Annotated in this window: 14 protein-coding genes; 3 read left to right on the top strand and 11 right to left on the bottom strand. The window is 42.8% G+C overall.

Features of this window, described 5'->3' with window-relative positions; genetic code table 11:
* The first annotated feature begins 39 nt into the window (after positions 1 to 39).
* A complete protein-coding gene (locus tag G458_RS21465; RefSeq protein ID WP_051287266.1) occupies positions 40 to 1,083 on the top strand; it encodes a toll/interleukin-1 receptor domain-containing protein in 1,044 nt (347 codons plus the stop codon).
* Here G458_RS21465 and G458_RS0112890 read toward each other — a convergent pair.
* Together G458_RS0112890 and G458_RS0112885 are read right to left on the bottom strand one after the other, a co-directional pair.
* The gene (locus G458_RS0112890) at positions 1,080 to 1,853 is read right to left on the bottom strand and encodes a helix-turn-helix domain-containing protein (RefSeq protein WP_026952263.1); all 774 of its coding nucleotides are present in this window, start codon (positions 1,851 to 1,853) and stop codon (positions 1,080 to 1,082) included. The genes G458_RS21465 and G458_RS0112890 overlap by 4 nt on opposite strands.
* A complete protein-coding gene (locus G458_RS0112885) occupies positions 1,850 to 2,107 on the bottom strand; it encodes a hypothetical protein (RefSeq protein WP_026952262.1) in 258 nt (85 codons plus the stop codon). The genes G458_RS0112890 and G458_RS0112885 overlap by 4 nt, the downstream gene beginning before the upstream one ends.
* A gap of 312 nt (positions 2,108 to 2,419) precedes the next feature.
* Between G458_RS0112885 and G458_RS0112880 the strand changes: the two genes are divergently transcribed.
* A complete protein-coding gene (locus tag G458_RS0112880) occupies positions 2,420 to 5,188 on the top strand; it encodes a TonB-dependent receptor (RefSeq protein ID WP_026952261.1) in 2,769 nt (922 codons plus the stop codon).
* 82 nt (positions 5,189 to 5,270) lie between these two features.
* Here G458_RS0112880 and G458_RS0112875 read toward each other — a convergent pair whose 3' ends face one another.
* Positions 5,271 to 7,514, bottom strand: a complete 2,244-nt coding sequence (locus tag G458_RS0112875) for a Tex family protein (RefSeq protein ID WP_026952260.1) — start codon at positions 7,512 to 7,514, stop codon at positions 5,271 to 5,273.
* A 219-nt stretch (positions 7,515 to 7,733) separates the two neighbouring features.
* On the opposite strand from G458_RS0112875, the gene G458_RS0112865 reads away from it, so the two are divergent.
* Positions 7,734 to 8,312, top strand: coding sequence for a TlpA family protein disulfide reductase (locus tag G458_RS0112865; protein ID WP_026952259.1), 579 nt, complete (start codon positions 7,734 to 7,736; stop codon positions 8,310 to 8,312).
* 1 nt (position 8,313) lies between these two features.
* Here the strand turns inward: G458_RS0112865 and G458_RS0112860 are convergent, their stop codons facing one another.
* The 8 genes from G458_RS0112860 to G458_RS20760 all read right to left on the bottom strand — a co-directional run bounded on the left by G458_RS0112860 (position 8,314) and on the right by G458_RS20760 (position 14,914).
* Positions 8,314 to 8,760, bottom strand: coding sequence for a molybdenum cofactor biosynthesis protein MoaE (locus G458_RS0112860; RefSeq protein WP_026952258.1), 447 nt, complete (start codon positions 8,758 to 8,760; stop codon positions 8,314 to 8,316).
* 7 nt (positions 8,761 to 8,767) lie between these two features.
* The gene (locus G458_RS0112855; protein WP_026952257.1) at positions 8,768 to 9,835 is read right to left on the bottom strand and encodes a ThiF family adenylyltransferase; all 1,068 of its coding nucleotides are present in this window, start codon (positions 9,833 to 9,835) and stop codon (positions 8,768 to 8,770) included.
* Between the two features lie 3 nt (positions 9,836 to 9,838).
* The gene (locus tag G458_RS0112850; protein WP_035468210.1) at positions 9,839 to 10,078 is read right to left on the bottom strand and encodes a MoaD/ThiS family protein; all 240 of its coding nucleotides are present in this window, start codon (positions 10,076 to 10,078) and stop codon (positions 9,839 to 9,841) included.
* A gap of 169 nt (positions 10,079 to 10,247) precedes the next feature.
* A complete protein-coding gene (locus G458_RS0112845; protein WP_026952255.1) occupies positions 10,248 to 10,985 on the bottom strand; it encodes a sulfite exporter TauE/SafE family protein in 738 nt (245 codons plus the stop codon).
* A 4-nt stretch (positions 10,986 to 10,989) separates the two neighbouring features.
* Positions 10,990 to 12,174 (bottom strand): molybdopterin molybdotransferase MoeA, encoded by a 1,185-nt coding sequence (locus tag G458_RS0112840; protein WP_026952254.1) that lies wholly within the window; start codon positions 12,172 to 12,174, stop codon positions 10,990 to 10,992.
* Positions 12,174 to 13,154: a GTP 3',8-cyclase MoaA gene (gene moaA / locus G458_RS0112835; protein ID WP_026952253.1), complete on the bottom strand. Its 981-nt coding sequence runs from the start codon at positions 13,152 to 13,154 to the stop codon at positions 12,174 to 12,176. Before moaA ends, G458_RS0112840 begins: the two co-directional genes overlap by 1 nt.
* A 66-nt stretch (positions 13,155 to 13,220) precedes the next feature.
* Positions 13,221 to 14,120: a helix-turn-helix domain-containing protein gene (locus tag G458_RS0112830; RefSeq protein ID WP_026952252.1), complete on the bottom strand. Its 900-nt coding sequence runs from the start codon at positions 14,118 to 14,120 to the stop codon at positions 13,221 to 13,223.
* 11 nt (positions 14,121 to 14,131) lie between these two features.
* Complete coding sequence (locus tag G458_RS20760) at positions 14,132 to 14,914, bottom strand: hypothetical protein (RefSeq protein ID WP_051287292.1); 783 nt, start codon at positions 14,912 to 14,914, stop codon at positions 14,132 to 14,134.
* Positions 14,915 to 14,992: the final 78 nt, after the last annotated feature.

The raw sequence follows: 14,992 nt of genomic DNA, 5'->3' as shown, positions 1-14,992 counted from the left end.
GATTCTATACCTTTAAGTAGGTGTAAATCAGGTTTTTTTATGGAAAAGGATAAAATTTTTATTAGTCATCGGCATTCAGATACCCAAAGTGATTGTCACAGAATCAAAAGTGACCTTCAGAAAATATTTGGTAAGGATCAGGTATTCCTGGATATCGAAAACCTAGAACCGGGAATCAGATTTGCGGAAGCGATCGAAAGAACCCTAGCGCAAAGTAAAGTCGTCTTGGTGGTGATAGGTCCAGATTGGCTTGATGTCACCAATGAAAAAGGAGAAAAGAGACTTTTTGATCCAAAAGACTGGGTTCGCCGGGAAATTGCGGCGTCCCTTAACAGCTCCGGAACGCGTGTGATCCCAGTATTGGTGAAGAATGCCGAAATCCCCAAGGAAGAAGATTTACCGGATGATCTTAAGGCCCTTACCCAACTTCAGGTCGCTGAGATCACCACCAAACGATGGGATTATGACTTGGGTGAATTGGTAAAAGTTTTGGAGAAGCTTATTCCTAAAAAAAATCCAGAGCCTCAACCTAGCCCCAAACCAAGACCCATTCCACCCCAGCCACCTAAAAGCTGGTGGCAAAAAAACTATTTGTGGGTACTGGGAGGTTTTGTCGGCTTTATAATATTGGTTGGAATGTGTATTCCCAATGAGGATGAAGTTCTTCCATATGACGATCAATCCTATATGAGCACTGAGGAAATGGTTGACGCCCAGGAAAACAATCCTCAAGGAACAGAAATCTATGATAATCTTACTCTTCAGGAGGAGGATGACAACCAAGCTATTAATTTACAGGGAAGATGGACGGGAGTAAATGACTTGGGAATCACTTATTATTATGAGTTTTTCCAAAACGGAAATTCCCTGACTTTCAACGAAATATCCTTTGAAGGCTCAATCATTGGTAATGGGAAAGGCAGCATCAATGGGGAATTTATAAACCTAGAATATCAATCCGCCTTCAACTATTCCGGAACAGTTAATCTAAGAGTATCGCCGAATGCAGATCAGCTAACAGGACAGGTCAGCGTTCCTTCGCAGGGCGTTTCGGCAGCGATGACTTTAAACCGGAATTATTAACCTTTTATCCTCTTCAGATCCAACTGAATATCCCGGATCATATCACCCAGATCCTCTAAGCTCAATGGTTTTTTCTTATCTCCTGGATTTGGAAAATCAGTGCTGATAAAGGCTTTGGCCTCCCAGATTTCCAAGACATCCTCCCCTTTCACTTCATAAGGCTTGTAATGCTCATTATCTGAAACCAGAAAAAGTTTTCCGTTTTCTGCCAGGTAGTTAAATACCCGCTTATATACCACCCCTTCCGTCTGAGTCACCAAAACGTAAGTTTGTCCACTCTTGATTTCTTTGAGTTGGTCAAGGTATGATCCGATCACGATTGTCCCAGGGACTAGTGGAAGCATCGAGTCTCCAGCTAATTCAAAAGCCCGATAAGTCGCTTGTCGGGAAAGATTTGGCAAATGAAATTGCGGTAAGGATTCCATAAAAACAGGATCTGAAAACCCATTGAGATATCCTGCGGAGGCTTTTTGGGGAACTAGCGTAATATTTTCGCGGTCATCTTCAGTCGCTGCAATGGTCAAAATATTAAGCCCCCGCTTTTGCAATACCCTTCTTCCCTTCATCTCGATGTCATGCTCTATCAACTCCTCAATTCCAACCTCCAAGAGTTCGCAGATCTTTTGAAGAGTGGCAAGTTTGGGTTCAGATCTCCCGTCTTCATAAGCGGAGATCATCGTTCGCTGCACATCCAGCTGGTCAGCAAGATCATTCTGAGTGATTCCTTTTTGCTTACGCAAAAACCGAAGATTTGAGGCTAAGTAACTCATGCTGAGAAAAGGTAAAATTTATGATCTTCTTCCACTGGAGGAACTGGAAAAAAGGGATTGAGATTCATCATTTCGTTTCTTCTTCTTTCCAATCGGTTTTTGATTTCATCGATGATAGCTCCGACAGGCTTTGGCTCGGTCACCAAAAGGTATCCGTATTGCGGCTTATGCTCGTCTTCTACATAAAATTTGACCTGACAATTTCCAGAGGCCAAGGTCTTAGTGGTGATGCTGATTTTTTCTCCTGTTTCCATAACTACTTTATCTTACGGATGCTAAGTTAAAAATGTTGCTTTTATTAACATCGTCAGGTTGCAAAAATAAACATTTTTTCCCGACAAAAAATGTCAAAAAAATACACCCATCTATAATACTCTATTTTTCAGGACAGTACAGGATAGCATCAGGCCTTTTTCCATGAAAGGTAGCTACTCATTTGCTATTTCTACCGCTCAGCCAATTCTTGTCCAAAAAGTAAACCCAAGCACTGTTATTTTGTATGATATAGTGATACCTAGAGATTTTTCTCTAAACCAACTGACTACAACGAGTATTTAATAGACCCAATGAAGTATTTCCTTTCTTTCATTTTTACTTTGGGGTGTCTCACCCTATCCTATTCACAATCCTATACCGTAAAAGGGAAAATATATGAATACGGTAAACAGGACGCGATCCCTTATGCCAATGTCTTACTTCTTTCCGTGACGGATTCCTCCCAGGTAGCTGGGACAATCTCTGATTTGGATGGAGAATTTGAGATGAATGGAGTTCGGGATGGTGACTATTTGTTTAAAATCCAGTACCTGGGATATCAAAACTATTTCAAGCTTCTCCGAGTCAATACGAATATCGACTTGGGCACTGTAAGTCTTCGGGAAGAAGCTACTGCACTCAACGAAGTGGTGGTTGCAGCCCGACGATCTACTGGAACTCAAAAAAGTGACACCACATTGTATAATGCCGATGCATTTAAAACCATGAAAGATGCTAGTGCTCAGGTGTTGATCGAAAAACTACCGGGGGTAGTTTCCGAGGGTGGGGTTCTGCAAGCACAAGGGGAAAATATCGCTCAGATCTTGGTGGACGGAAAGCCATTCTTCGGAACGGATGTCAGGGCTGCATTGCAAAATCTGCCTGCCGAAGTAATTCAAAGCATCGAGATTTTTGATCAGAAAAGTGAAAAGTCCCAGTTAAGTGGCTTCGATGATGGAGAACAGCTGAAAACCATCAACATCATCACCAAACAAGATCGAAGAAAAGGACAGTTTGGAAAAACTACTGCGGGATATGGTACAGACGACCGCTATTTGGTGGGAGCCAGCATCAATGCCTTTGACGAAGATCAGCGGATTACCTTCACCGGATTGACCAATAACGTCAATATGCTCAACTACACCAGCGATGCAAACGCACAAGCTGACGGAAGACCTCAAGAAGGTATTGTCACCACCAATATCCTTGGCCTTAACTATACAGATCTTTGGGGAGAAAAAATGAAAGTCACCGGGTCTTATACTTTTTCAAATCGTGAAAATGTAGGCCTGGTAACCAGATTTAGGGACTTTGTAACCACTGATGCATCAAATCAGGAATACTCCGAAAACTCCCGCGATGTCAGAGTGAATAACGAACATCAGGCAGATTTGAGATTGGATTATAATCCCGATTCCAAAAACAGAATCCTTTATATTCCACGGTTCACCGCAAGATTTGAGGATGAAAACTCCGGCTTTTTTGGCGAGACAACCAATGGATCTGCTTTGATCAACCAAGTAGAAAATTCAAAGACCGGGAATTACAAAGAGTTTGATTTCTTCAATCGACTTCTTTACAGCCATAAATTTGACAAACCCGGACGAACAATAACCCTGAGAACAATTTTCCATCGAGGATGGGACGAGGATGTGAGTGACCGAACGGCTGATAACTCCTTTTTTGAAGATGGGAATGAAAGAAAAGAACTCCTAAACCAAAGAACAACCCGTCAACGCGTGGGCAACCGTTGGCAGACTGGGATTTCTTATACCGAAGCGATTGGCCAAAAAAGTCAGCTAGAATTGGAATATGAAATCGGAAACCGAGACAATAACTCCGACCAACTCATCTACAACGTGGAAGGAGGAGATTTTGACCGTGGAATATTGACTTTGGATCCAGCCCTGAGTAATGCCTTCCAAAGTGATTATCTGACTCAAGAAATTGAACTGGGTTACCAATACAAGACGGAAAAGTTTAGACTCCAGACTGAAGTTCAATATCAAGATGCCAAACTGGATAATAGCCAGGAATTCCCGATGCCATTTGAGCTAAACCGAAGGTTTAACGCAGTCCTACCCACATTTAGAACAGAATTCAAATTCTCCAAGACTACCAATATCCAGCTGGATTACGACACCAGAACCAGTGAACCTCAAATCCGCCAGCTTCAACCGGTAATCGATAATACCAACCCGCTTCAACTCAGGACAGGAAATCCAGATTTGAATCAATCCTACAACCATCAGTTCAGGGTACGATTCAGAAGTCAAAATCCAGATACCGACAAAAGCTGGTTCCTTTTTGCGCAGTCTAGCCTGATTGACAATTTTATCAGCAACAGTGTATTCATAGCAGATGAAGCCACAGAGATTCAGGATGGAATAATTCTGGAAAAAGGCTCACAGCTCAACAAACCAGTAAACCTCAACGGCTATTGGGACATGCGATCTTGGTTGAGTTACGGCATGCCTTTGGACTTTATCAAATCCAAGCTCAACATCAATGCAGGTCTGGGAATTTCCAAAAGGCCTGGACAAGTCAATGACCTGATTGGGTTTAACAATTCCCAGCGTTTGAGCACAGGATTTTCCATCAACAGCAGTATCAGTGACCAAATTGACTTCAATATCTGGTCGAGATCTTCCTTCAACAATGTGGAAAACACCCTCAATTCCAATCTCAACAACCGGTTTTTCCAACAAAGATTCCGGGTAAACTTAAACTGGATCATTTGGGAAGGATTGGTGTACCGACTTGACCTCAATCATCAAATCAATTCCGGACTCAGCCAAGGCTTTGACAACAACTTCTCGTTGGTCAACATGAGTTTGGGGAAAAAGATCTTTGCCAATCAGCGGGGAGAAATCAGCATCATGGTCTATGACCTGCTGAAGCAAAATGCCAATGTGCGAAGAAATATCACCGAGACCTTTATCGAAGACATTCAGACCAATGTGCTACAGCAATATTTCATGATTTCCTTCACCTACAATCTGAGAAGATTCTCCAAAGGAATGGATGAAAACACCTACAATGAAATGTACCGTGAAGAGGGAGGCCCTCGACAATTGTAACCATTTCCGAAAACCCACTTCAAAAAAATAGCCTACGGTTGGTTCCGTAGGCTATTTTTATTTCATAGGCAGGCAAAAGGTCTTACTTTCCAAACTTGCCTTTTAACATCGCCAGTTTTTCGGCCATGGACCCTTGCTCCTCTTTTCTATCTGTTTTTTGGGCAGGTTTTGCCATGGACTTTCCTCTTTCTGCAAAAGGATCCGACTTCATGCTCAGGCCAATTCTTTTCCTGGCAATATCTACTTCCATCACCGTCACCTGAACTTTCTGGTTGACGCTGACAATTTCATTCGGGTCTTTGACAAAGCGGTCCGCCAAATGACTCAGGTGAACCAAACCATCCTGATGAACCCCAATATCTACAAAAGCTCCAAATGCGGTAATATTGGTCACGATACCCGGAAGTTTCATCCCGATCTTCAAATCTGCCATAGAATTAACCCCTTCCTCAAACTGAAAAACCTCAAAGCTTTCCCGGGGATCTCTTCCCGGCTTGGCCAGTTCTTCCAAAATATCCTGAAGGGTAGGAATCCCGACAGTCTCAGAAACATAGTTTTTCAAAATAATCTTACTCCGTAGCTCTTCGGAACTCATCAGGTCCTGAACAGAGGCTTTTAAGTCCTTTGCCATGGTTTCCACCAGCTCATATCGCTCGGGGTGAACAGCAGAACTGTCTAAAGGATGCTTAGCATTTCGGATCCTCAAAAATCCAGCTGCTTGTTCAAACGCCTTTTCCCCCAATCTTGGCACTTTCTTCAATTGAGCTCTGCTGGTAAAAGGTCCGTTTTCTGCTCTGAACTCAACTATATTCTGGGCTAGGCCAGGTCCTAATCCAGAAACATAGGTCAACAGCTCTTTAGACGCAGTATTGACCTCTACTCCTACTCCGTTTACCGCTGACATGACGGTATCATCCAGCGAGTTTTTCAATAAATTCTGATCAACATCATGCTGGTATTGTCCAACGCCGATGGACTTCGGATCGATCTTCACCAATTCTGCCAAAGGATCCATTAACCTACGGCCGATGGATACAGCTCCTCTTACGGTCAAATCCAAGTCCGGGAATTCATTTCTGGCAACCTCTGAGGCGGAGTAAATAGAAGCTCCGGATTCATTTACCATGGTGACGACAACAGATTTCGGAAGTCCCAAGCCTTTCACAAATGTTTCAGTTTCCCTGCCAGCAGTGCCATTTCCGATGGCAATGGCCTGAATTCCGAATTTTTCAACAAGCCCTTTTACAGTCATTCCTGCAGCCGCAGTTTGTCGCTGAGGCTCATGAGGGAAGATGGCTTCATAGTGCAGGAGTTGTCCCTGTGGACCCAAGCAAACCAGCTTACAGCCTGTTCTGAACCCTGGGTCTATGGCCATTACAGAACGCTCCCCAAGTGGTGCTGCCAAAAGCAGTTGACGAAGATTTTCCGCAAAAACACGAATAGCTTCTTCGTCTGCTTTTTTCTTGGTCAAAAGTCTGACCTCCGTTTCCATACTAGGCTTAAGCAACCGCTTGTAGCAGTCTTTGATGGCTATTTGAACCTGATCAACGGCTGAATTGGCAGCGTCTTCTAAAACTTCTCTCTCCATCAAAGCAATTGCGGAAGCTTCTTCAGGACAGGAATCCAGCATCAAAAACAGTTCTTTCTCTCCTCGGCGCATGGCCAAAACTCGGTGGGAAGGAGCAGTTTTGATCGGCTCGGACCAGTCAAAATAATCTTTGTATTTGATTGCTTCAGCTTCCTTACCCGGAATCACTCGGGAGGTAAAAGTCCCTTCCTCCAAGAACAGTTTTCTCATCTTCTCCCGAAGCTGGGCATTTTCATTGATCCATTCCGCAATAATATCTCGCGCACCTTGAAGGGCTTCTTCCAGGGTTTTTACCTCCTTTTCTTCGCTGATATAGTTGGTGGCCTCCGCTTCAAGATCAAATGAATGCTGCGCAAAAATCTTTTCTGCCAAAGGCTCCAATCCTTTTTCCCGGGCAATTGTTGCCTTCGTTCTACGCTTTGGCTTGTAGGGAAGGTATATGTCCTCCAATTTGGACATGGTCTCCGCTCCTTCGATGGCCTTTCTGAGCTCTGGAGTCAATTTACCCTGCTCCTCCACAGATTTCAAAATAGCTTCACGGCGCTTGTCCAGTTCCCGAAGCTGCTCTATCCGGTCTCGGATATTGGCAACCTGAACTTCGTCCAGCGTCCCGGTGGCTTCTTTTCGATACCTTGAAATAAAAGGAACTGTAGCCCCACCATCCAGCAACTCGATAGTTGCCTGAACCTGATGAGGTTTTACCCCGAGCTCCGAGGCGATTTTAATCTCGTAAGTCATATATGAGTTTAATTCTTTGGCAATTTGACCCGCAAGTTAAGTCCTCCTTTTTGGAGAAAAAGTCTAAAATGTGTGAAAAATCACTAAAGAACTGATTGTAAGATTGTAAAATTGAGGGATTGAAAGACATGAAAATTGGAAGATTGAAAAATTGAATTGGAAGCAGAAAGGATATTCCATATTTCCACTTCGTAAATCGTAACTCTTAACTCGTACCGCATGGATTGGAAAAAAGAAATTAAATCCTGGGGCCTCATTCTGGCTTTTTTCGTCTTTCTATACTTCACCGGATTGCTTCCCGTGATTCAGGGAGGAATTCAGTCTGTTTTGCTCTCAACGGGACTGATTAAACCCAAAATAGAGCTCCCTGATTTGACCAACCAAAAGTTTGATTATCGGGGTAAGTTTAAAGATATGGAAGGAAACCCCGTAGATCTTCAAGACTATCGGGACAAGGTGGTTTTTATCAATCTTTGGGCTTCTTGGTGCGGACCTTGCCGGGCAGAAATGCCTCATATTTCAGAGCTTTACAAAAAGGTCAAAGATCAACCTGATCTGGAGTTTTTAATGATCGGAATAGATCAGGACTTTACTAAAAGCAAGGATTTCATAGCTGGAAAGTCTTGGAGTTTCCCGGTAGTTCATGCCAGCTATGGTCTTAATTCAAGCCTCCAAAGCCAATCTATTCCCACCACCTTGGTAGTTGACAAGCAGGGCAAAATCGTGTTTTATCAAGAAGGAATGAGCAATTTTAACACCCGGGAATTTCAGGATTTTTTGCTTAAGCTCAGTGAATAGCCTAACTATTCACCTTCCAGACATGACCTTCTGTATCGAGGATTTCTTTACCCCAAATAGGCAATTCCGCTTTTATTCGTTCCACCAATTCATCACAAGCTTGCATTGCAGCTTTTCTGTGTTTTGAGGAAGTAAAGACAAAGAGGCAAATTTCTCCGACATTGATCTTGCCCAAACTGTGGTAAATATGCATGCAAGTCAGAGGGTATTTGGAGAAAATATCTTCACGGATCTCAAAAGCCTTTTCCAAAGCCATTTCTTCATAAGCCGTGTACTCGATGGCAATGACCTTGCCTTCTGGCTTTTCATCTGCCCGGATTTGACCCAGAAAAATAGAATGGCCTCCGATATCCGTCTTGGAAGAATGATTGGCGATCGAATGGGCGATTTTTTCCGGGGATATAGCTCCCTGCACAAAGATATTTTTGGGTTTACGTTCCTTTTCCATTGTTAAATCAAGTTTTTTTAAATGCGTTCATCCCACCTCGGATGGAATAAATCCTTTTATCCGGAAAATCCTGAATCAAAAGCTGAGCAGCCTTTTGGCTTCTTATCCCACTTTGACAGAAAAGAAGAATCTCCTCAGAATGAGTCAACTGAGTTTTTTCTCTCTCTAGATTTGAAAAAGGTATTTTCAAAAGTCCGGTGCAGTTTAATTCCGGCACCTCTCCTTCTTCCCGCACATCTACAAATGCAATCCCGGGATTCATTTTCCCCATTGCTTCTTCCCAAGACAACTGCCTTACTCCTTCACAAGCCAATTCGTAATCCATCTTCTTCAATTCTTCAAAAGATTGGGGAGCTTGTGAGGAAATCGGTTGGGGGGAAATTTCCACCTCGTAGAATGCCGAGGTGAGGCTATTGAACAAAAGGACTTTGTTTTTTAGGGAGGAACCGAAATCTGCCAGAACCTTTATTGCTTCCAAAGCCATCAGATTTCCTATAACTCCGGGAAGAACACCCAAAACACCGGTTTCAGCGCAATTTGGGATTTCTGAAGCAGCCGGCATACCTGGAAAAAGGTCTCGGTAATTGCAGGAATCCTCCCCTACATTAAAGACTGATACCTGCCCCTCGTGTTGATATATTGCCCCGAAAACCAGCGGTTTTTGAAGCAAAACACAGGCATCATTGACCAAGTAACGTGTCGGAAAATTATCACTTCCATCCAGGATAAGATCGTACTCAGAGATTATTTCTTCAGCATTTTCAACTGTCAAAAACTCTGGATAAACTTCCCACTCAATGTCATGGTATTTTTCCTTAAAATGAGCCATGGCCGTGTAGGCTTTGTTTTTTCCCAAATCCTTCTCTCCAAAAAGTACTTGTCGGTTGAGGTTGGAAAGTGAAACTTGATCCCCGTCCACAATTCCTATTTTACCCACACCAGCTGCAGCTAAATATAAAAGTGCGGGACATCCTAATCCTCCAGCCCCTACTACTAAAACCGAAGATGCTCTTAGCTTTTTTTGCCCCTGCATGCCGAAGCCTGGCAATATTTCCTGTCGTTCAAACCGGCTCATATTTTATCCTCCGGAAAAGGGTGGTAACAAAGCTATCTCGGCACCAACCGGAATTACTGAGTCAGAAGTCAGCATTTTTTTATTCAAAGCAAAGCCAAACTTCATCTCCTTCAACTCCGGGAAACGAGTTGCTAATTGGTTCTTAAGTGCCAGCAAAGTCCCTGGATTTTCCAGCGTTAACTCAGCGCTGCCAATTTTTTCGGCAACCATCCCAAAAGCTTTTATGGTGATCGTCTGAGACATTTTATTTGAATTTCAAATTTCAATTTAGGCATTGAGCCTGTTTTCAAGTTGAATAAACAGCGAAAATCCAACTTCCCGCGTTTTAAATCGAAGAGAAATAATGGCTGACTTCAGCATCAGACCATTTTTCCCTACCTAAATCGGGCATCGTACACCCTACTTCCTTTCCCTATCCTCCCAAAATCAATTTCACCGCTGCAAAGGCCAAGACAAATGCCAAGAGGTATTTGAGTATTTTGGGACTGAACTTCCTGGCTCCAAGATAAGCTCCCAAAGCACCTCCGGCCACCGTCAACGGCAGCAATATCCAGAGTTGGGTAGAAAACTCAATATGAAAGACCGAAGCTCCCAAGAATCCTGAGACAGAGTTCAGGAAGATAAACAAGGCACTTAATGCGGCTGTTTCCTTTACCCCAACCCAACCAAGCATCAGAATAATCGGAGAAAGGATTATTCCCCCTCCAATTCCGATCATCCCCGAAAGTAACCCAATAGCAAATCCCAAAATTGGCCCCATCCACCATTTCCGCTCCACTTTTACTGAGTCCGATGCCTGAAATACTCCTGCAAACCTTAAAACAGGAAAAATCAACAAACAACCCAATACCTGCTTATAAATCCCGGTATCGAGTAAAATAGTACCTCCCAAATACGCTGCAGGTATAGAGAAAATGATCAGGGAAAGGAAAAGGTTCATGGGAAATTCTCCTGCCTTCCGATAATTCAAGAAAGAAATCATCGAAACAAACATATTCAAAATCAAGGCCGAGGGTCTAATTTCCTCAGGAGCAAAGCCCATCAAGGCCAAGATCATCAAATAACTGCTAGCACCGCCATGGCCTACTGAAGCATACATAAAGGCGGCAAAGGGCATTAGGAAATACAGAAACCAATCCCAAGTTTCCATCCACTCACCAAGGATAAAATGCGACTAAACTCCCCTCTTCCACACCTTCCAAATCCTGTGGAATTTCGACCAATCCATCAGCAATACCAAAAGGAAGTAAGTTAAAGGATTCTTGGCCCGGCAAAATCTCGGCTCTGCCTTCATGGATTTTTGCTTTTAAGAAAAAAGTCAAGCCTGTTTTCTTTTCAAAATCTTTAGAAACAGGTAGAAATATTGGCCCTTGCCAAGCCGACGGTGCTCCCATCCATTCCAAGATCACGGGTTTGACATATTGAATAAAACAGGAAAGAACAGAGGCCGGGTTTCCTGGAAGTGCAAAGACAACTTGGTCTTCCTTATAACCGACATACAAAGGTTTTCCGGGACGTTGCCTCACTTTATAAAACAATTGAGTGACTCCGTTTTCTTCCAATCCTCCCTTTACGAAATCATAATCCCCTACAGAAATTCCCCCTGTGAGCAAAAGAATATCCACTTCTGCCAAAGCTTTCTGAATCACTTTCACCACCTCGGAAGCTTCGTCCTTCACTTTGTAGGTGTGGACTTTTTCTACTCCTAGTTTCTTCAAGTAAGCCTCCAATGCAGGCCCATTGGAATTATAGATTTGTCCAGGCAAAAGCCCATTACCTAAGTCAATGATTTCATCCCCAGTCAGGATGATCCCGATTGTAGGTGGTGAAAAAACAGCAATCTTTTCTATCCCCAAGGAGGCCAATAAGCCAATAGATCCGGGGCTTAATTCCGTATGAGTCGGTATGACCATTTCACCAGCCTTACATTGTGCACCCTTTTTCCGCACATTCATTCCTTGGCTAACCTGTTCTTTTTCAAAGGAAATGATATCCCCAGCTCTTGTAATCAGTTCTTGCTGAATAACTGTATCAGCACCTTTGGGAACAGGGGCACCGGTAAAAATCCGAACCGCAGTTCCTTTTTCAAGCATAAAATCAGGATTTGATCCGGCCTGGATTACATCCACTACTTTTCTACTTTCACCCCCATCAGCCCAAGCTAGAGCATACCCATCCATTCCGGAATTATCGAAGGAAGGAACCGCCATGGGAGAAACCACGGGTTCAGCAGTGTATTTGCCCAAGGCTTGGCCTATGGGTAGGACCTCAGATTTTCCAGAAAGTGAAAGGGATTTCAGCAGTTCTTTGGCCTTGCTTACCGGGATAAATTCATTCATTAACCACCGATTTTGATCATGCTACGATTTTCAATTTCCTCAGGAATTGTCTTCAGGTAATCCGGATCAAATTGACCACCCAAGGCGGCATGTTTTCTGGTCACCGATTGATGAATCAGAGGTTCTATCGGCTCACCATTTCTTAAAGCTCCCAAGAGATCAATTTCTTCTTTTCCAAAAAGGCAATTCTTGATCCTGCCATCAGCAGTCAATCTCAGTCGGTTACAGCTTCCACAAAAATGCTCACTCATGGTGGTAATGAATGCAAAAGTTCCTTTAAATCCCGGAACCTGATATTTCTTTGCCGTATCATGCTTTTTATCCTGAAGTTTCTCGACTTCAAATTTCTCTTTCACGATATCCAGCATTTGGGCAGCGGTAATCACTTTTTTGCTTTCCCAGAGATTTCCCTGGAAAGGCATGAATTCTATGAAACGCATGTGGAGCGGTAGCTTTTCAGTTAGCTGGACAAAATCACAGATTTCCTCCTCAATCAAGCCATGCAGAGCTACCGCATTGACTTTGACCCGAAATCCTTCCTTAAGGAGTAAAAGGATATTGTTCCAAACCTGGTCAAACTGGTCTCTTCGGGTCAGTTTTTTGAATTTCTCTCGATTCAGGGTGTCCAAACTTACATTGACCGAGCGGACGCCGGCTTTTTTCAAGGCTGGAATATGCTTGTCAATTAGAATCCCGTTGGTGGTCAGGGTCAACTCCACCGGGAATTTTGACAGCTGATCCAAAATCCAGTCAAATTCCCTTCTCACCAAAGGTTCACCCCCTGTTAATCGGATTTTACTGATCCCAAGCTTTACAAAAATTTCAGCTAACTGGATGATTTCCTCTTTGCTCATCAAATGAGACTGAGGCATCCATTCCATTTCCTCCTGAGGCATGCAGTAGGTACAACGGAAGTTGCAGTGATCCGTCAGAGAAATTCTGAGGTAATTGTGAACCCGTCCGATTGTATCCTGAAGCATAAGGCTAGTTTAAGAAATAATACCCGGTTTTGAAATGAACAGTGATCTGGAGGTAAATAGTTTGTTCTAAGCTTTCCTAAATTGAGTTGGACTGCAATCCATATTCTTTTTGAAGAAATTATTGAAGTGAGTCACTTCGTTAAAGCCTAAAGCAAAGGCAATTTCAGAAACATTCCAGGAACTATGCTTCAAAAGGATCTTCGATTCCTCCAAAATACGGCTTCCAATTAACTGAGAAGTGGTTTTTTGGGTCATTTCCTTTACTGCTCTATTGAGGTGATTGACATGGATATTAAGCTGATCAGCGAAATCGCCGGGTGTTCTCAATCCGATTTGGGAATGAGTGTCATCAATGGGGAACTGTCTCTCCAACAATTCTAAAAACAAGGAAGCAATTCTCAAAGAAGCATTTCCGTGCTTTAAGGTTTGGGTCTCGGCGGGTGCAAGTTTGATCCCAAAATGAATCAATTCGAGAATTAAGCTTCGGATCAAATCGTATTTATACTTGTATTCCGAATTGAATTCTGTTTCAATTTTTTCAAAAATCCTTTCTACTTCCTTGCTTTCCCCATCTGTCAATTCAAAAATATGGGTGCCTTTGGGCTGGAATACCTCATATTTTTTGATGTCCCCAAAGGCATGAAAAAAATGAGGATTAAAGATGCAATAAACCCCTTTGGTTTCTGAGGTAAGATGATCCCACTTATAGGGAACCATGGGATTAGAGAATGAAAGGGCCTGCTTTTTTACCTCGTAAATTCGATCCGCATAATGAACCTGTCCGGGACCTTTGACAAGCATCACTTTATAAAAATCCCTCCTTCTGTAGGGTAAGGATTTCACCTTGCCCTCCATAATCGGTTCCAGTCGAAACAGATTAAAATGTCCGATATCCTTCTGAATATCCTCAGGAAGCCAATTAAACTTCCTTTTGTAAAATTCCTCTAAGGTTTCAGCCTTCGCCATAGCAATTGGGTTTATCGTTTAGAATAGGTATTGGAAAAATTATAGAGAAGGCTGACATTCCAGACTAAGTCATCTCCAGCTACAGAGGATTTGATTTTTTGGTTGAAAAAGGTTTGAAAAGCAATCGGGAATTTATCCTTGCTCAAGGTAAAGCTGGAATTCAGGTAAGTTCCTGAGTTTTTATCCACACTCAGAAAAAACAGCTGAGGGTTTATTTTCAAAGAATAATTCTCCCCGACTCTAAGGTTGGAGAGCACTAGATTCAAAGCCAAATAATCCGTGTTTTTCGGACCTGTCGGGTTAAATCCTGTCCCATGGAGGTAATAGATCCCCATGCTGAATTTGTCGGAAAACTTATACATCTGATTGATTTCAGCCGCCAGATATCTATTGGCGATGAACATCTTTTTGAGCTCTCCATCGACAATTACTTCTTTATCCTGGAAAAGAAATGCCGGATGAGCACCTGCTGATAGGGTATATTTCTTGTCTTTTATCAACTTATACCTCCACCAAAGGACAAAGGTCCAAGGCTTCCCATTCATTCCAAATCGAAACATCGGGTCAAAAGAAAGCCTCTCCCCTCCTACACTTAAGTCGAAAAACACCGCTGGCCTTCCCAAAGTAAATGCGGGTATTATGGAGATACCATTGTTTGTCGCGGTGATGGTTCCATTAAAATGGCGTTCTGGGGACTTTTGCCCAGAATCTGCAGACTGCGAATAACCACGAGGGGAAAGAGACAAAAACAAGAATAAGGCTCCTGTACTTATCTTTTTGAGAAATAGGTTCATGAATAAAAGGATAGGTTTGGAATATAAGCTAGAATTGAACTCAAGGATACCTTGCAAAATTCAACAGGAATTTGGCTA

This window comes from Algoriphagus mannitolivorans DSM 15301 (assembly GCF_000429425.1).
Lineage (GTDB): Bacteria > Bacteroidota > Bacteroidia > Cytophagales > Cyclobacteriaceae > Algoriphagus > Algoriphagus mannitolivorans.
This window is presented reverse-complemented; position numbering and strand designations above follow the sequence as displayed.